The sequence below is a fragment of the Shewanella sp. SP2S2-4 genome (assembly GCF_031932025.1).
In the GTDB taxonomy this organism is placed as follows: domain Bacteria; phylum Pseudomonadota; class Gammaproteobacteria; order Enterobacterales; family Shewanellaceae; genus Shewanella; species Shewanella baltica.
On record NZ_JAUOER010000028.1, the window covers coordinates 45,600 to 63,118 of the forward strand.

A 17,519-nucleotide genomic window follows, 5' to 3' on the forward strand; every position below is an offset into this window, starting at 1 on the left:
CTATGGAATCTCAACGCAATATATTGCTCATAGGACTACTGTTTGTCAGCTTTTTGCTGTGGCAACAGTGGCAAGCAGACAAAGCTCCTAAACCAGTTGCAACCGAATCGTCCTTAGTGGCGAACGCGGCAAACTCACACAGTGCCGATGTTCCAGAAGCTGATACAGGTGTTCCTGCAGCAGTGACAGCAACCAGCAAACTGATTACTGTGAAAACAGACCAATTGGATGTTCAAATTAATCCAATCGGTGGTGACATCGTTTTTGCTGCGTTAGTTTCGCACAAGATGGAACAGGATAAAGATCAACCCTTCGTGTTGCTTGAGCAAACGAAAGATTTCACTTATATCGCCCAGAGCGGCCTTATAGGTCGCGATGGTATCGACAGCAGCGCCAAAGGCCGTGCCACATTTAGCACTGCAGCGACTGAATATACCTTAGCCGAAGGTCAAGACACTTTAGAAGTGCCGTTAACTTATGTCGGCGATAATGGCGTGACATACACTAAAGTGTTTGTATTCCATCGCGGTAAGTTCAACGTAGATGTTGACTATAAAATCAACAATACTTCAGCTGCTCCACTGCAAGTTCAAATGTACGGTCAAATAAAACAAACGATTAAACCGTCTGAAAGCAGCATGATGATGCCTACCTATCGTGGCGGCGCATTCTCTACGCAAGATGTGCGTTATGAGAAATACAAATTTGATGACATGGCGAAAAGCAACCTGAACCAAGCAACGTTGGGTGGTTGGGCTGCCATGCTACAACATTACTTCGTTTCGGCGTGGATCCCACCGGCTACCGACAGCAACACTATTTTCTCTAGTGTCAGTGCGGGCGGTTTAGCCAATATTGGTTTCCGCGGCGCGGTACATGATATTGCACCTGGTGCGACCCAAGAAATTAGCTCACAGTTCTATGTCGGTCCTAAGGATCAAAAAGCACTGTCAGCCATCTCTGATACCTTAAACCTAGTGGTCGATTACGGCTTCCTATGGTGGTTAGCCGTACCAATCCACTGGTTATTGATGTTCTATCAATCATTCGTCGGTAACTGGGGTGTGGCGATTATTCTGATCACCTTAACCGTTCGTGGTTTACTGTTCCCGCTGACAAAAGCGCAGTACACCTCAATGGCGAAAATGCGTAACCTGCAACCTAAACTGACTGACTTGAAAGAACGCTTTGGTGATGACCGTCAAAAGATGGGTCAGGCCATGATGGAACTGTATAAGAAAGAAAAAGTTAACCCTATGGGTGGCTGTTTACCTATTATTTTACAGATGCCAATCTTCATTGCCTTGTACTGGGTATTGTTAGAAAGCTTCGAATTACGTCACGCACCATTTATGTTGTGGATCCACGATTTATCGGTACAAGATCCTTACTACATATTACCGTTGCTGATGGGCGTATCTATGTTTGTGATGCAGAAGATGCAACCTATTGCACCGACTATGGACCCTATGCAAGTGAAAATGATGCAATGGATGCCAGTGATCTTTACCGTATTCTTCCTCTGGTTCCCAGCGGGTCTAGTACTGTACTGGTTAGTGGGTAACATAGTTGCTATCACGCAGCAGAAGATTATTTATGCAGGTCTTGAGAAAAAAGGCTTAAAATAAGCCTAAGATTTCCAAGACTCTAGCGCATCGTTACAGATTAATGTGAACGCATGACACTAAAAGGCGGCTTAATTGGCCGCCTTTTCCTTTACATGATTTAGTAGATATTAGTTTGGTGGGTATTTCCATGACAACTGACACTATTGTGGCTCAAGCCACCGCGCCCGGACGTGGCGGCGTAGGCATCATTCGAATTTCAGGCGACAAAGCCAGTGATGTCGCTATGGCCGTATTAGGTCATCTTCCTAAAACCCGATATGCCGATTATTGCGATTTTAAAAGTGCATCGGGCCAAGTGATAGACCAAGGCATAGCGCTATTCTTTAAAGGACCTAATTCCTTTACTGGCGAAGATGTACTGGAACTTCAAGGCCACGGCGGCCAAATCGTCCTCGATATGTTGATCAAACGGGTAATGGAAGTCGGTGGCATTCGTATCGCAAAACCAGGCGAGTTCAGCGAACAAGCCTTTATGAACGATAAGCTCGACTTAACCCAAGCCGAAGCCATTGCCGACCTTATCGACGCCACCAGTGAGCAAGCCGCTAAAAGCGCGCTGCAATCACTACAAGGTGAATTTTCTAAGGAAGTCCACGAGCTGGTGGACCAAGTCACTAACCTGCGTTTATACGTTGAAGCCGCAATTGATTTCCCCGATGAAGAAGTCGACTTTTTAAGTGATGGCAAGATTGCCAATGCTCTCTATAGAATCATCGACAAACTCGACCTAGTGCAAGCCAGTGCCAAGCAAGGTTCTATCATTCGTGAAGGGATGAAAGTGGTGATTGCCGGTCGTCCCAATGCCGGAAAATCAAGCTTACTGAATGCGTTAGCGGGTAAAGAGTCGGCCATTGTGACTGAAATTGCCGGAACAACACGCGACGTATTACGTGAACATATCCATTTAGATGGTATGCCGCTGCACATTATTGATACCGCAGGCCTGCGTGATACCACTGATACGGTAGAACAAATTGGTATTGAACGCGCATGGAATGAAATAAATAGCGCCGATCGCGTGCTATTTATGGTGGACGGCACGACAACCGCCGCTGTCGATCCCCATGCTATTTGGCCTGACTTTGTCGATCGCCTGCCCTCCAATTTAGGCGTGACAGTGATCCGTAATAAAGCCGATCTCACGGGCGAAGACTTAATGATGACCGAAGAACAAGGTTATAGCGTCTACCGGATCTCGGCTAAAACAGGCTTAGGTGTTGAAGAATTAAAGCAACACTTGAAGTCACTTATGGGTTATCAGAGTAATCTCGAAGGTGGCTTTATCGCCCGTCGTCGTCACTTAGAAGCCCTTGAATTAGCCGCAGGACACCTGCTATTAGGTAAAGAGCAGTTAGAGGTTTACCTTGCCGGAGAGCTGCTAGCGGAAGAGCTACGTATGTGCCAATTAGCACTATCTGAGATCACTGGCCGCTTCACTTCTGACGATTTACTCGGCAAGATTTTCAGCTCTTTCTGTATCGGGAAATAACTAACCTTATTAGTTCCATATAAATCAGCCCATACAATATGGGCTGATTTTCTATCTACAACCGAATATTTCCATCCATCTTTATGATTCGACGTGGCGGTAATGATCTTGCATTTGATAGGACCTTGCATAAAGCGCAAATATCAATGCTGCCAAGATGGCAAAACCTGCGAAGAAAAACATCTGAAATGCGGTAATACTGATCCCAGTTTGGGCAATCTGTTCGGTCACAGCAGGGCTTTTCACACTGACGTTCGCCAATAACACCCATAAGTTACCGACGGTCACAGATAAGGTCCAAAAACTCATGATAGTGCCTTTCATAGCTTTAGGCGCTTGACTGTAGGCAAACTCTAGCCCTGTGGCTGAAACTAATACTTCACCAAAGGTGAGCAAAGCATAGGGCACAATCTGCCAAAATATTGATAATGCCGAGCCGCCATCCATCACCAATTGAATGCTACCAACGACTATCCAACTCACTCCCGTGATGGCAATCCCAGCCCCCATTTTACGCAAAGCAGTTAACTTTACCCCCATGCGCTCAATCGCCGGATATAACACAAAGTTATTAAATGGGATCAGTAACATAACTAATAATGGGTTTAACGCTTGCATCATGGCAGGTTCAAACCATGCCGGTTTTGACATGTCATTGGCTTGCAATATCCAAGTGGACGCTTTCTGATCGAACAAAGACCAAAAGGGAGTCACTAACGCAAATAAGATTAAGATCCGTAGAACTGAACGCACACCATCAACGGCGATATCCGGATGGATCCCCCTAGCCCGTTCGAGTTGCAATGAAGCCCCTGCGCCAACAAATCCCATAACAAGCACTAACGCACAGCACAAACCAGCAACGATACCTAAGGTTGGAATATTGACTAAGGCATACGCTGCAGAAATGATCCCAACTAAAGCTAACACTAAACCTATGTTGGCTTGGCCAGCGATTTTAGTGAGCAATGCGGTACGAATAACGGGTAAAAAACCATGGGGATTTTTCGGTTCGGGTGGCATATGCACATAACGTTTGCGGCCTAACCAGAAGAACACAGTTGCAATAAACATCAAGACACCAGGGATCCCAAATGCGACCGCAGCACCATAATATTTCAATAGTAATGGCATAGATAACGAGGCAAAGAAGGAGCCAAAATTAATCGTAAAATAAAACAGATCAAACGCTTTCTGCGCCAATGTTTTATTGGTTTGATCAAATTGATCTCCCATAAAGGAAGAAACCAAGGGCTTAATCCCACCCGATCCGAGCGCAATTAAAAATAATCCCGTATAAAACCCTTGAATGCTGTGTTCAAAAATAGCGAGAAACGCATGACCAACACAGTAAATTAAGCTTAACCATAAGATAGTATTGTATTTACCGAAAAAACGATCAGCAATCCAACCACCGAGTAATGGGAAAAAGTACACTCCAATGACAAAGGAATGGAACACATCCTTAGCCATAGTTCCACGTAGTTCTTCTGGAATAGACAACAAAAGTGCTGTCATCAAGAATGGGGTAAGAATATTCCGCATACCGTAAAAGCTAAAACGTTCACAAGCTTCACTGGCGATGATGTAAGGAATTTGCCGTGGCCACTGGGGCGCATTTACGGGTGTTGTCATAGAACATCCTATTATAATTATTTGATTTAAAATGAAATTAAATTGGTAAATATATTAATTTTGTATCAAGAAGCTAAAGGTAACATGTAAGCCAAACCAACATTATATAAAGGATGCAAAAACTGCAAAAATCACGTATTGCTTCTGTGGTCCGATCCACATTTCCTTTATGATGAACATAATAATAGCCATTGAGCTATCTATTTAATTGAAATTTGTTTTAAAAACAACAACACACTGAGAAATCATAATGGCAAAGATTGAAGTAATAGTTGGCACAACATTGGGCAGTGCAGAGTATGTTGCTGACGAAATGATGGCGCAATTAACGGATCAAGGGCACCAAGTTCAAGTGCATTTAACTCCAACACTGTGCGAAATCGACACCCATGCACTATGGATTATCGTGTCATCTACCCACGGCGCGGGTGATCTTCCAGATAATATCCAGCCCTTTTTCAACGAAATTACCGAACAAAAACCGGATCTCAGCCAAGTGAACTTTGCCTTATGTGCAATTGGCGACTCAAGTTATGACACCTTTTGCCAAGGCCCTGAAAAACTCATTTCAGCGATTCAAGACTGCGATGCAAAAGCCTTTGTGGATAAGATCCAGATCGATGTACAACTTGATCCTGTGCCAGAAGACCCAGCGCTTGCATGGTTAGCACAATGGCAACAGGATATTTAAGATCGCTTATTGGATAAGGTCGAGATCTATGTACAGTTTAGATCCTATTTATCCACAATTTACTTATTTAAAGTATAAACATGTGGATAAGGTATTATTTAGATCTGATCAACCTCTGTACTATTCACAGTCCGATCTGCTTAATGATCCACCTTGTGGATAAGTAGGCGATCTATCCCCATGTTTAATGGCGTTAGATCGCGATCAGATCACAGGATCAAGATCGCGCTAATTAATGATTTATATACTTAATTTGGGTTATACACAGAAAAACGCGATCCTAATAGTAAACATAATAAGAAGATCTATATAAAGATCTTAATATCTATTAGTCCGGATCATCTCGATCGATCAAGGTAAAATGATCATTCACCTAGCGCAAAGCAAATGCTAAAATACTCGGCTCGTACTGAGTCTCTTAGCAATTGAAGGTAGTGGCATGCATTTTCATGAACGGTTTGATGTTATTGTTGTTGGTGGTGGTCATGCCGGAACTGAAGCCGCGTTGGCTGCAGCAAGAATGGGATCAAAAACATTATTACTAACGCACAATATCGATACGTTAGGACAAATGTCATGTAATCCAGCGATCGGTGGCATAGGCAAAGGCCACCTAGTGAAAGAAATTGACGCCTTAGGTGGTGCAATGGCGATCGCAACCGATTATGCAGGGATCCAATTTAGAACCTTGAATTCAAGCAAAGGCCCTGCCGTACGAGCAACACGTGCACAAGCTGACCGTGCCTTGTATCGTCAAAAGATCCAAAACATATTACAAAACCAACCTAATTTACGTATTTTCCAACAAGCCGTTGATGACTTAATTGTTGAAAATAATCAAGTTGTTGGCGTAGTGACTCAAATGGGATTAGCTTTTGAATCTCCAGCCGTTGTATTAACAACTGGTACATTCTTAAGCGGCAAAATCCACATAGGGTTAGAGAACTACAGCGGTGGCCGTGCAGGCGATCCACCAGCCATTGCTTTAGCCAATCGTTTACGTGAATTACCGATCCGTGTAGGCCGTTTAAAAACGGGTACCCCACCACGTATCGATGCAAACACGATTGATTTTTCTCAAATGGCTGAACAGAAAGGTGATTCTCCATTGCCTGTGATGTCGTTTATGGGCGATGTCAGTCACCATCCAAAGCAAATTTCTTGCTGGATCACTCATACCAATGAGAAAACCCATGAAATTATTCGTGGTGGTTTAGACAGAAGTCCAATGTATTCTGGCGTAATCGAGGGTATAGGCCCACGTTACTGCCCATCGATTGAAGACAAGATCCACCGCTTTGCGGACAAATCTTCGCATCAGATCTTCATCGAACCTGAAGGCTTAAATACTAATGAGATCTACCCTAACGGGATCTCAACTAGTTTACCTTTCGATGTACAGTTGAATTTAGTGCGTTCGATCCAAGGTATGGAAAACGCCGAAATAGTGCGTCCAGGTTATGCGATCGAATATGATTATTTCGATCCAAGGGATCTGAAAAACTCACTAGAAACCAAAACGATCAACGGGTTATTCTTCGCTGGCCAAATAAACGGTACTACAGGTTATGAAGAAGCCGGTGCTCAAGGTTTATTAGCGGGCATGAATGCGTCGCTGCAAGTGCAAGGCAAAGAAGCTTGGTGTCCACGCCGTGACGAAGCGTATCTTGGGGTACTGGTTGACGATCTGTCGACTCTGGGTACCAAAGAACCGTACCGCATGTTTACTAGCCGTGCCGAATACCGTTTGTTACTCCGTGAAGATAACGCCGACATTCGCTTAACGGCCAAAGGTCGCGAACTTGGTTTAGTCGACGACGCTCGCTGGGCAGCATTTAGTGAAAAGCTAGAATCCATTGAACTTGAACTGCAAAGGCTACGTGGCCAATGGGTACATCCAAATTCGCCTTTGATCCATGCGTTAAACCCACATTTGAATACGCCGATCTCTCGCGAAGCGTCATTTGAAGAGTTACTGCGTCGTCCAGAAATGGATTACAGCAAGTTAATGCAGATTGAAGGTTTTGGTCCTGGGCTTGAAGATCCACAAGCAGCTGAACAAGTTCAGATCCAAGTGAAGTACTCTGGTTATATTCAACGCCAGCAGGAAGAGATCAACAAAGCCGTGCGTAATGAGAACACAGGTTTACCTTTGACGCTCGATTACAAAGAAGTACCGGGCTTGTCGAACGAAGTGATTGCTAAGTTAAATAACCACAAACCTGAAACCATAGGTCAAGCGTCACGGATCTCTGGTATTACCCCTGCGGCTATTTCAATTTTGTTGGTTCACCTCAAAAAGCGTGGCTTATTACGTAAGAGTGCGTAAAAGCTAGCTTAATCGCTGCTTAGGTCATAGAAGGGAAGCATTCAGGCTTCCCTTCATCGTTTTCGGGCTTCATAATAGCCTTCGCGTTCATAATCGTATCTTTGTTGAGGTTGCTCAGTGTTATCTGCCCAGTTAGAGGCTTATTTAGCCGAAATTAATTTGCCCGCAACCGCCGAGCAAAAAAAACAACTAATTGATTTTGTTGGCATGCTCAACAAATGGAATAAAGCCTATAACCTGACATCGGTGAGAGATCCCGAAGCCATGTTGATCCGCCATATAATGGACAGCTTAGTGGTTTCAAAACATCTACAAGGTGAACGTTTTATCGATGTGGGCACAGGACCCGGTTTACCTGGGATCCCGTTAGCGATTATGAATCCCGATAAACAATTTGTGTTATTGGACAGCTTAGGTAAACGCATTCGTTTTCAAAAACAAGTGTCCTTTGAATTAGGCATTCATAACATCAGCTCAGTTGAAAGCCGCGTAGAAGCTTATCAACCAGAGCAAAAATTCGACGGCGTATTAAGTCGTGCATTTGCTTCAATCCAAGATATGCTGACTTGGTGCCATCATTTACCCGCCGATCATGGGCAGTTTTATGCCCTTAAAGGCCAGTTAAATGATGAAGAGATGCAACATATTCCAAGTGGATTTGCAGTGAAAGAAGTCATCGAGCTTAAGGTGCCTAAACTCGATGAACAAAGACATTTATTGAAAATAATCAAAGAATAACAGGCTTGAAAGTGATGAATAAATCATTTTTAAGTAAGGGCAATAAACCAGCATTTACATACAGGGTGATATTGTGGGTAAAGTGATTGCCGTGGCTAACCAGAAAGGTGGCGTAGGAAAAACAACTACTTGCGTTAACCTCGCCGCTTCGTTAGCAGCAACAAAACGTAAAGTATTATTGATCGATCTTGATCCCCAAGGTAATGCCACTATGGGTAGTGGTGTCGATAAATACGAGGTCGAAAATACGGCCTACGAATTATTGGTTGAAGAAAAAACCTTCGATGAGATCGTCATTAAAAACACTGCGGGTAAGTATGATCTGATCGCCAGTAATGGCGATGTGACAGCGGCAGAGATCAAACTGATGGAGTTTTTTGCGCGTGAAATCCGTTTGCGTAACGCGCTCGCACCGATAAAAGATCAATATGATTATATCTTTATCGACTGCCCTCCTTCATTGAACATGTTGACTGTGAACGCTATGTCAGCGGCTGACTCTGTGCTCGTGCCTATGCAGTGCGAATACTATGCCCTAGAAGGCTTAACGGCGCTGATTGATACCATCACTAAACTTGCCGCTATGGTTAACCCAGGGCTTGGCATTGAAGGCATTTTACGCACTATGTACGATCCGCGTAATCGTTTGTCTAATGATGTGTCCGATCAGCTAAAACAGCATTTTGGTGACAAGGTATATCGTACTGTGATCCCACGTAATGTCAGGCTGGCTGAGGCGCCAAGTTTTGGTGCGCCTGCTATGTATTACGATAAATCGAGTGCCGGCGCCAAGGCGTATCTAGCGCTTGCGGGTGAAATGATCCGTCGTTCAGAACAACAAACTCAGGCTAAGCAAGCGTAAAGGATCACCATGACGTTAAAGAAAAGAGGATTAGGCAAAGGGTTAGATGCCCTACTGAGTAACAGCCATGCCGCCAGTAAAAAACACACTGACGAAGCTAATGTTGTCGATAAAAAAGAAGAGCTTATCCATCTCGATTTAGACTTATTACAACCGGGTAAGTATCAACCTCGTAAAGACATGTCTCCCGAAGCGTTGGAAGAACTGGCGCATTCTATCCGCAACCAAGGCATTATTCAGCCCATCGTTGTAAGACAAGTGGCAAACGACATGTATGAGATCATTGCGGGCGAACGTCGCTGGCGTGCTTCTCAACTTGCTGGCTTAAATAAAATCCCCTGCATAGTCAAACAAGTGCCCGATGAGGCCGCTGTTGCTATCGCTTTGATTGAAAACATCCAGCGTGAAGATTTAAATGCCATGGAAGAAGCCATTGCATTACAACGTTTAATGCAAGAATTTGAACTGACTCACCAACAGGTTGCCGATGTTGTGGGAAAATCCAGAGCGAGTGTATCTAACTTGTTACGTTTAAACGGCTTAAATGAGCCAGTAAAACGTCTACTCGAGTATGGCGACATCGATATGGGTCATGCTCGCGCTTTGTTAGCAATTGAGGGAGAAGAACAAACAAATCTTGCGAGATTAGTGGCCGCTAAGGAATTAACCGTTCGCGAAACTGAACGATTAATTAATCAAACCTTAAATCCGCCTAAACAAGCCGAAACTACGACTAAAGATCAAGATGTTTGTCGTTTAGAGCAGCAGTTAATTGAAAGATTAGGTGCCAAGGTTTCTATCGCTCATAGTAGTAAGGGCACAGGTAAAATTGTAATTAACTATCAGAATCTGGCTGAATTAGACGGAATTCTTAGTAAAATTCATTAATGTCTGTAGATTAACAGTTTTTAATGTAAATTTGTGACAGATGCTAATCTTACATTTTAACTCGTTTGGCGCTAGATCACGTTAAAAGTGTTGTTTTTCCTTATCTCAAAGTTGCAATGAAGGCGTGAAAAGGTATACTTTCGCAAGCTTTTTGTGCATCGACATAAATACGGGTATTTGTCATCCGGTCATCGAAACAAAAAGTATGAATGCGGAGAGGATGAATTGAGTAAGGTTTTAGCGCGTCGTGGCCGGTGGTCAGCCTATAAATTGGTGATGATGCAGGCGGCGGTCGCTGGGGGTGCTTCAATTCTCTTTTTCGCCGTGTGGGGAGTTCAGTTTGGCTATTCTGCGTTAGCAGGTGGTTCAATCGCTGTGCTCCCTAATTTTGTATTCGCAACCCTCGCTTTCTCCCACACGGGAGCAAGTTCAGCTGCAAAAGTCATAAAGACTTTTTACTGGGGGGAAGCGGTAAAGTTGCTGTTAACCATCGCAATGTTTTCGTTTGTATTTATCAATCTTAAGGTCGCTTTTATGCCGCTTTTTGTTTGTTATGTGTTGACGCTAATCGTGCATTGGACAGCTCCTTTATACTTCAAGCAAAGTTAAGTGGGATGAATCATGGCTGCAACTGGTGAAGCGTTAACACCGCAGGGCTATATCCAACATCACCTTACCAACTTAAGTGTTGGTGAAGGCTTTTGGACATGGCACATTGATTCGTTGTTCTTTTCGGTTGGTCTTGGTGTTCTGTTCCTGTGGATTTTCCGCAGCGTTGGTAAAAAAGCGACTTCCGGTGTTCCTGGCAAACTGCAATGTTTTGTTGAGATGATCGTTGAGTTCGTAAATAACAGCGTGAAAGAAAGTTTTCATGGTCGCAATGCTCTGATCGCACCTTTAGCTCTGACCATTTTTGTATGGGTATTCATGATGAACTTCATGGATATGATCCCGGTAGATTGGCTGCCTCACGCAGCAAGTTTAATGGGTATTCCATATCTTAAAGCGGTTCCGACGACTGACGTTAACATTACCTTTAGCTTAGCTATTGGTGTGTTCGTGCTGATTATTTTCTACAGCATTAAGGTCAAAGGTGTGTCTGGGTTTGTTAAAGAACTGACACTACAGCCCTTTAACCATAAGGCAATGATACCCGTCAACCTCCTATTAGAGACAGTTACTTTGATAGCTAAGCCAATTTCATTGGCATTGCGACTCTTTGGTAACTTGTACGCAGGTGAGTTGATCTTCATCCTTATTGCGCTGATGTATGGTACCAACTTGTTATTATCTTCCCTAGGTGTGACTCTACAACTGGGTTGGTTAATATTCCACATTTTGGTTATCACACTGCAAGCGTTTATCTTCATGATGTTGACCATTGTTTATTTAAGCATGGCGCATGAAGATCATTAAGGATTGCTGAAGAAATTTTAAACTAAATCATCAACTAATACAGATTTAGATACTGGAGATACAGATGGAAACGATTTTAGGCATGACAGCTATCGCTGTTGCTCTGCTGATTGGTATGGGTGCTCTTGGTACTGCAATCGGTTTCGGCTTATTAGGCGGCAAGTTCTTGGAAGGCGCTGCGCGTCAACCAGAAATGGCTCCTATGCTACAAGTTAAAATGTTCATCGTAGCGGGTCTTCTTGACGCCGTAACTATGATCGGTGTTGGTATCGCATTATTCATGCTGTTTACCAACCCACTGGGTGCAATGCTGTAAAAAACGCTTCTGTCTTAACTCTAAATAGGAGGCTGTTGTGAATTTCAACGCTACCCTAATCGGTCAGACGGTCGCCTTTATCATCTTCGTGTGGTTTTGCATGAAGTTTGTATGGCCCCCTTTGATGAATGCCATCGAAGAGCGCCAAAAAAGGATTGCTGACGGTCTAGCTGATGCTGATCGTGCGGTAAAAGACCTGGAGTTGGCACAAGCGAAAGCGACTGACCAACTAAAAGAAGCCAAGGTAACGGCTAATGAAATTATTGAGCAAGCTAACAAGCGTAAAGCTCAAATAGTTGAAGAAGCCAAAACCGAAGCAGACGCTGAGCGTGCTAAAATCATCGCTCAGGGTAAAGCAGAAATTGAAGCTGAACGTAATCGCGTCAAAGAGGATCTGCGTAAGCAGGTTGCTACTCTTGCCATCATGGGTGCTGAGAAGATCCTTGAGCGTTCTATTGATCCAGCCGCCCACAGTGACATAGTTAATAAACTAGTCGCTGAAATTTGATAAGGGAGTTGAGTTATGGCTGAATTAACCACCATCGCTCGCCCTTACGCAAAGGCAGCTTTTGACTTTGCTATTGAACAAGATGCAGTGGATTCATGGGCAGAAATGCTTACGTTTGCCGCATTGGTGAGTGAAAACGAAACCATGCAACCACTGTTAGCTGGCTCTTTAGCCAGCACTAAGCTCGCAGCACTCTTTATTAGTGTGTGTGGTGAGCAAGTCAATGTGCAAGGTCAGAACCTGATAAAGGTAATGGCTGAAAACGGTCGCTTAAAGGTACTACCTGCTGTATCTCAGTTATTTACTGAATACCGTAATGAGTGGGCAAAAGAAGTGGAAGCCGATGTGGTTTCTGCAACTGAGCTGAGCTCTGAACAACAACAGCAGATTAGTATTTCTTTAGAGAAACGTCTCGCACGCAAAGTTAAGCTGAATTGCAGCACTGACGCCGCGCTCATCGCCGGTGTAATCATTAAGACAGGAGACCTAGTCATCGATGGCTCGGTCCGCGGTAAGTTATCGCGTCTGTCTGATAAGCTGCAGTCGTAATTGGGAGTTTGAGCATGCAACTGAATTCCACTGAAATCAGCGATCTGATTAAGCAGCGGATCGAGCAGTTCGAAGTCGTTAGCGAATCTCGTAACGAAGGTACTATCGTTGCGGTAAGTGACGGCATCATCCGCATCCACGGCCTAGCCGATGTGATGCAAGGTGAGATGATCGAACTGCCTGGTAACCGTTTTGCAATCGCGTTGAACCTTGAACGTGATTCTGTCGGTGCCGTAGTAATGGGTCCTTATGCTGATTTAGCAGAAGGAGTAAAAGTGAAAACGACTGGCCGTATTCTGGAAGTTCCAGTTGGCCGCGGTCTTCTTGGCCGCGTTGTTAACACTCTAGGTGAGCCAATTGACGGAAAAGGACCTATCGATAACGATGGTTACTCGCCAATTGAAGTTATCGCACCAGGTGTTATTGAACGTCAGTCTGTTGATCAACCAGTTCAAACTGGTTACAAAGCCGTTGATGCCATGATCCCTATCGGTCGTGGTCAACGTGAATTGATCATTGGCGACCGTCAAACTGGTAAAACAGCTATGGCGATCGACGCAATTATCAACCAGAAAAATTCTGGCATTAAATGTGTGTACGTTGCGATTGGCCAAAAGGCTTCTACTATCGCTAACGTAGTGCGCAAGCTAGAAGAACACGGTGCGTTAGCTAACACTATCGTTGTTGTTGCTACGGCTTCTGAAGCTGCTGCTCTGCAATACTTAGCGCCATATTCTGGTTGTTCTATGGGTGAATACTTCCGTGACCGCGGTGAAGATTCTTTGATCGTATACGATGATTTGTCTAAGCAAGCAGTTGCTTATCGTCAAATTTCGTTACTGCTCAAGCGTCCACCAGGCCGTGAAGCTTACCCAGGTGACGTATTCTATCTACACTCACGTTTACTAGAGCGTGCATCACGCGTTAACGCGATTTATGTAGAGAAGTTCACTAAAGGTGCAGTAACTGGCAAAACCGGTTCTTTAACCGCGCTGCCTATTATTGAAACGCAAGCGGGTGACGTTTCTGCATTCGTACCGACCAACGTAATTTCTATTACCGATGGTCAGATCTTCCTTGAGACCGATCTGTTTAACTCTGGCCTACGTCCAGCGGTTAACCCAGGTATTTCTGTTTCTCGTGTTGGTGGTGCGGCTCAGACTAAGATCATCAAGAAACTGTCTGGTGGTATTCGTACCGCACTAGCACAGTATCGTGAGCTTGCTGCGTTCTCGCAATTTGCATCTGATCTTGACGATGCAACACGTGCTCAACTTGAGCATGGTGTGCGTGTTACCGAACTGATGAAGCAAAAGCAATATGCTCCAATGAGCGTAGCCGCTCAAGCTGTGTCTATTTTCTCAGCTGAAAAAGGTTACCTGAAGAGTGTTGAGCTGAATAAGGTCGGTAATTTCGAAGCCGCTCTGCTCTCGTTCATGAACAGCGAGCATGCTCCTTTAATGAAGCTTATCAATGATACTGGCGATTATAGCGCTGATATCGAAGCTGAATTAAAAGCTGGCCTCGACAAGTTCGTAGCAACCCAAACCTGGTAACAATGATAGAGGTGTCTTAAGACACCTCAGGTCCAGATTGGAGAGTAGAGATGGCCGGCGCTAAAGAGATTAAAACCAAGATCGCGAGTGTGAAAAACACTCAGAAGATCACGTCCGCCATGGAAATGGTGGCAGCCAGCAAAATGCGCAGAGCGCAGGAACGCATGGCTGCGAGCCGTCCATATGCGGAAAGCATGCGTAAGGTGATCGGTCACGTAGCGCAAGGTTCTCTCGAGTATAAACACCCCTATTTGGAGGTGAGAGAGGCTAAGCGGGTTGGTTACATTGTTGTGGCAACCGACCGTGGCCTTTGTGGTGGTCTGAACGTTAACCTTTTCAAAAAGGTTATCGCAGACGTGAAAAGCTGGAAAGCCCAAGGTGCAGAATTTGAATTTTGCCCAATCGGCGCACGTAGTGTGCAGTTTTTCAAAAACTTCGGTGGACAAGTGTCTGCTCACGCTTCAGGTTTAGGCGATGCTCCAAAGCTCGCTGACTTGATCGGGACAGTCGGTGTCATGCTAGAAGCTTACAACGAAGGCAAGCTGGATCGTCTGTACGTGGTATTTAACAAATTTGTGAATACTATGACGCAGACTCCTGTGATCGAGCAGCTGCTACCTTTGCCTAAATCAGAAGATGATGAAACTGCTCATCGTTGGGATTATATCTACGAGCCAGATCCAAAAGCACTTTTGGATACCTTATTGGTCCGTTATGTAGAATCTCAGGTTTACCAAGGTGTTGTTGAAAACATTGCCTCTGAACAAGCTGCCCGTATGGTGGCGATGAAGTCGGCAACAGACAACGCTGGTGAGCTTATCAACGACTTGCAACTGGTCTATAACAAGGCCCGTCAGGCTGCGATTACGCAAGAACTGTCGGAAATTGTTTCTGGTGCCTCTGCGGTTTAGGTTAGGTAACGAATACAAGTTTTAGAGGATTAATCATGAGCACAGGTACTGTTGTCCAAGTGATTGGCGCGGTTGTGGACGTAGAGTTTCCACAAGATGCCGTACCTCAAGTATATGACGCTCTGAAAATCGTAGGTGAAGGCCCGTGTAATGGTTTGGTGCTGGAAGTTCAGCAACAACTAGGTGGTGGTGTAGTTCGTACCATCGCTATGGGTTCTTCTGACGGTCTGCGTCGTGGTCTTGAAGTAGTAAACTCAGGTTCACCTATTACTGTTCCTGTTGGTACCGCCACTCTTGGCCGTATCATGAACGTATTAGGCGAGCCTATTGATGAAGCGGGTCCAATCGGTGAAGAAGAGCGTTATGTTATTCACCGTACAGCTCCTTCATACGAAGATCAATCAAGCTCTACTGAACTATTAGAGACTGGCATCAAGGTTATTGACCTTGTTTGTCCATTCGCTAAGGGTGGTAAAGTTGGTTTGTTCGGTGGTGCGGGTGTTGGTAAAACAGTTAACATGATGGAACTGATTAACAACATCGCTAAAGCCCACTCGGGTCTTTCTGTATTCGCCGGTGTAGGTGAACGTACTCGTGAAGGTAACGACTTCTACTACGAGATGAAAGATTCTGGCGTTCTCGACAAAGTGGCCATGGTTTATGGTCAGATGAACGAGCCTCCAGGTAACCGTTTGCGCGTTGCACTGTCTGGTCTGACTATGGCAGAGAAGTTCCGTGACGAAGGTCGTGACGTACTGTTGTTCGTTGACAACATCTACCGTTATACCTTGGCCGGTACTGAAGTATCTGCACTGTTAGGTCGTATGCCTTCTGCGGTAGGTTATCAACCAACATTGGCTGAAGAGATGGGCGTTCTGCAAGAACGTATCACTTCAACTAAGACCGGTTCTATTACCTCTGTACAAGCGGTATACGTACCTGCGGATGACTTGACCGATCCGTCACCAGCAACAACCTTCGCTCACTTAGATGCGACTGTTGTACTGTCACGTCAAATTGCTTCTCTGGGTATTTACCCAGCGGTTGACCCATTGGATTCGACTTCACGTCAATTAGATCCATTGGTTGTTGGCCAAGAACATTATGATGTTGCTAACGGCGTGCAAACTGTACTGCAACGTTACAAAGAGCTGAAAGATATTATTGCGATTCTGGGTATGGATGAATTGTCTGATGAAGACAAAACAACTGTATTCCGTGCTCGTAAGATTGAGCGTTTCTTGTCTCAGCCTTTCTTCGTAGCAGAAGTCTTTACTGGATCTCCTGGTAAGTACGTTTCTCTGAAAGACACTATCCGTGGCTTTAAGGGTATTTTGAACGGTGAGTTTGATCACCTGCCAGAACAAGCGTTCTACATGGTTGGCTCAATCGATGAAGTCATCGAGAAAGCGAACAAAAAGAAATAACTAAGTAGCAATACTTAGTTTCTTAAGGAGAACGGGATGGCAGCCATGACAGTACATCTTGATATAGTAAGTGCAGAGAGCAAAATCTTCTCTGGTCGTGTAGCTTCGCTGCAAGTGACTGGTTCAGAAGGTGAGTTGGGCATAATGCATGGCCATGCTCCTTTGCTGAGTTATATCAAACCTGGCATGGCGCGCATCGTCAAGCAAGACGGCAGTGAAGAAGTGTTTTACCTTTCAGGTGGTATTCTGGAAGTTCAACCTTCTACTGTTTCCGTATTGGCTGATGTGGTTATGCGTGCCAAAGATATTGATGAGCAAGCGGCATTAGAAGCTAAGCGTCGTGCAGAAGCCCATATGGCAAATGCAGGTGCTGACTTCAATTATGACGCGGCTATGGTTGAACTAGCTAAGGCTATGGCTCAATTACGTGTTGTTGAAACCATCAAGAAAAACATTGCCAGATAAGGTTATTGTTTGTGAAAAAAGGCGACCATAAGGTCGCCTTTTTTGTGACTGAAATTTGGATAAACGTTTGCTGTCGTGTGTATTTGATTTCTTCTTCTCACTATCCGCTTC

Annotated in this window: 17 protein-coding genes; 16 read left to right on the plus strand and 1 reads right to left on the minus strand. The window is 44.5% G+C overall.

Annotated features, from left to right (window positions below; genetic code table 11):
- Positions 1-2: 2 nt before the first annotated feature.
- Positions 3-1,628, plus strand: coding sequence for a membrane protein insertase YidC (gene yidC, locus Q4Q54_RS18580; RefSeq protein ID WP_311989227.1), 1,626 nt, complete (start codon positions 3-5; stop codon positions 1,626-1,628).
- A 127-nt stretch (positions 1,629-1,755) separates the two neighbouring features.
- A complete protein-coding gene (gene mnmE / locus Q4Q54_RS18585) occupies positions 1,756-3,117 on the plus strand; it encodes a tRNA uridine-5-carboxymethylaminomethyl(34) synthesis GTPase MnmE (protein WP_311989228.1) in 1,362 nt (453 codons plus the stop codon).
- Positions 3,118-3,198: 81 nt separating this feature from the next.
- On the opposite strand, the gene Q4Q54_RS18590 is transcribed toward mnmE, so the two are convergent.
- Positions 3,199-4,752 carry a POT family MFS transporter gene (locus Q4Q54_RS18590; RefSeq protein ID WP_311989229.1) on the minus strand — a complete coding sequence of 518 codons (1,554 nt, stop codon included), beginning with the start codon at positions 4,750-4,752 and terminating at the stop codon, positions 3,199-3,201.
- 250 nt (positions 4,753-5,002) lie between these two features.
- On the opposite strand from Q4Q54_RS18590, the gene mioC reads away from it, so the two are divergent.
- From mioC to Q4Q54_RS18660, 14 genes are all read left to right on the plus strand, one after another.
- Positions 5,003-5,443 (plus strand): FMN-binding protein MioC, encoded by a 441-nt coding sequence (gene mioC, locus Q4Q54_RS18595; RefSeq protein WP_261273093.1) that lies wholly within the window; start codon positions 5,003-5,005, stop codon positions 5,441-5,443.
- A gap of 439 nt (positions 5,444-5,882) precedes the next feature.
- Positions 5,883-7,772, plus strand: a complete 1,890-nt coding sequence (mnmG, locus tag Q4Q54_RS18600; protein WP_311989230.1) for a tRNA uridine-5-carboxymethylaminomethyl(34) synthesis enzyme MnmG — start codon at positions 5,883-5,885, stop codon at positions 7,770-7,772.
- Positions 7,773-7,889: 117 nt separating this feature from the next.
- On the plus strand, positions 7,890-8,510 hold the full coding sequence (rsmG, locus tag Q4Q54_RS18605) for a 16S rRNA (guanine(527)-N(7))-methyltransferase RsmG (protein WP_311989231.1): 621 nt from the start codon (positions 7,890-7,892) through the stop codon (positions 8,508-8,510).
- A gap of 73 nt (positions 8,511-8,583) precedes the next feature.
- A complete protein-coding gene (locus Q4Q54_RS18610) occupies positions 8,584-9,372 on the plus strand; it encodes a ParA family protein (protein WP_006083836.1) in 789 nt (262 codons plus the stop codon).
- A 9-nt stretch (positions 9,373-9,381) separates the two neighbouring features.
- Positions 9,382-10,260, plus strand: a complete 879-nt coding sequence (locus Q4Q54_RS18615; RefSeq protein WP_006084765.1) for a ParB/RepB/Spo0J family partition protein — start codon at positions 9,382-9,384, stop codon at positions 10,258-10,260.
- A gap of 225 nt (positions 10,261-10,485) precedes the next feature.
- A complete protein-coding gene (locus Q4Q54_RS18620; RefSeq protein WP_105250794.1) occupies positions 10,486-10,869 on the plus strand; it encodes an ATP synthase subunit I in 384 nt (127 codons plus the stop codon).
- A gap of 12 nt (positions 10,870-10,881) precedes the next feature.
- Entirely contained in the window at positions 10,882-11,676 is a 795-nt protein-coding gene (gene atpB, locus Q4Q54_RS18625) for a F0F1 ATP synthase subunit A (protein WP_106648792.1), read from the plus strand.
- A 64-nt stretch (positions 11,677-11,740) separates the two neighbouring features.
- Entirely contained in the window at positions 11,741-11,992 is a 252-nt protein-coding gene (atpE, locus tag Q4Q54_RS18630) for a F0F1 ATP synthase subunit C (RefSeq protein ID WP_006083840.1), read from the plus strand.
- 37 nt (positions 11,993-12,029) lie between these two features.
- The gene (atpF, locus tag Q4Q54_RS18635; RefSeq protein ID WP_006083841.1) at positions 12,030-12,500 is read left to right on the plus strand and encodes a F0F1 ATP synthase subunit B; all 471 of its coding nucleotides are present in this window, start codon (positions 12,030-12,032) and stop codon (positions 12,498-12,500) included.
- Positions 12,501-12,515: 15 nt separating this feature from the next.
- Positions 12,516-13,049 (plus strand): F0F1 ATP synthase subunit delta, encoded by a 534-nt coding sequence (gene atpH / locus Q4Q54_RS18640; protein WP_006083842.1) that lies wholly within the window; start codon positions 12,516-12,518, stop codon positions 13,047-13,049.
- A gap of 14 nt (positions 13,050-13,063) precedes the next feature.
- A complete protein-coding gene (gene atpA / locus Q4Q54_RS18645; RefSeq protein WP_006083843.1) occupies positions 13,064-14,605 on the plus strand; it encodes a F0F1 ATP synthase subunit alpha in 1,542 nt (513 codons plus the stop codon).
- A 50-nt stretch (positions 14,606-14,655) separates the two neighbouring features.
- Positions 14,656-15,516 (plus strand): F0F1 ATP synthase subunit gamma, encoded by an 861-nt coding sequence (gene atpG, locus Q4Q54_RS18650; RefSeq protein ID WP_006084762.1) that lies wholly within the window; start codon positions 14,656-14,658, stop codon positions 15,514-15,516.
- 35 nt (positions 15,517-15,551) lie between these two features.
- Positions 15,552-16,943, plus strand: coding sequence for a F0F1 ATP synthase subunit beta (gene atpD / locus Q4Q54_RS18655; protein WP_006083845.1), 1,392 nt, complete (start codon positions 15,552-15,554; stop codon positions 16,941-16,943).
- Between the two features lie 36 nt (positions 16,944-16,979).
- Positions 16,980-17,408: a F0F1 ATP synthase subunit epsilon gene (locus Q4Q54_RS18660; protein WP_006083846.1), complete on the plus strand. Its 429-nt coding sequence runs from the start codon at positions 16,980-16,982 to the stop codon at positions 17,406-17,408.
- Positions 17,409-17,519 lie beyond the last annotated feature (111 nt).

Excerpts from the sequence above, each read along its gene's own strand:
- atpB (WP_106648792.1), top strand. The coding sequence starts at position 10,882 with ATGGCTGCAACTGGTGAAGCGTTAACACCGCAGGGCTATATCCAACAT.
- mnmE (WP_311989228.1), top strand. The coding sequence starts at position 1,756 with ATGACAACTGACACTATTGTGGCTCAAGCCACCGCGCCCGGACGTGGC.
- Q4Q54_RS18590 (WP_311989229.1), bottom strand. The coding sequence starts at position 4,752 with ATGACAACACCCGTAAATGCGCCCCAGTGGCCACGGCAAATTCCTTAC.
- atpD (WP_006083845.1), top strand. The coding sequence starts at position 15,552 with ATGAGCACAGGTACTGTTGTCCAAGTGATTGGCGCGGTTGTGGACGTA.
- atpA (WP_006083843.1), top strand. The coding sequence starts at position 13,064 with ATGCAACTGAATTCCACTGAAATCAGCGATCTGATTAAGCAGCGGATC.
- atpE (WP_006083840.1), top strand. The coding sequence starts at position 11,741 with ATGGAAACGATTTTAGGCATGACAGCTATCGCTGTTGCTCTGCTGATT.
- mioC (WP_261273093.1), top strand. The coding sequence starts at position 5,003 with ATGGCAAAGATTGAAGTAATAGTTGGCACAACATTGGGCAGTGCAGAG.
- Q4Q54_RS18615 (WP_006084765.1), top strand. The coding sequence starts at position 9,382 with ATGACGTTAAAGAAAAGAGGATTAGGCAAAGGGTTAGATGCCCTACTG.
- yidC (WP_311989227.1), top strand. The coding sequence starts at position 3 with ATGGAATCTCAACGCAATATATTGCTCATAGGACTACTGTTTGTCAGC.
- Q4Q54_RS18660 (WP_006083846.1), top strand. The coding sequence starts at position 16,980 with ATGGCAGCCATGACAGTACATCTTGATATAGTAAGTGCAGAGAGCAAA.
- mnmG (WP_311989230.1), top strand. The coding sequence starts at position 5,883 with ATGCATTTTCATGAACGGTTTGATGTTATTGTTGTTGGTGGTGGTCAT.
- atpH (WP_006083842.1), top strand. The coding sequence starts at position 12,516 with ATGGCTGAATTAACCACCATCGCTCGCCCTTACGCAAAGGCAGCTTTT.
- atpG (WP_006084762.1), top strand. The coding sequence starts at position 14,656 with ATGGCCGGCGCTAAAGAGATTAAAACCAAGATCGCGAGTGTGAAAAAC.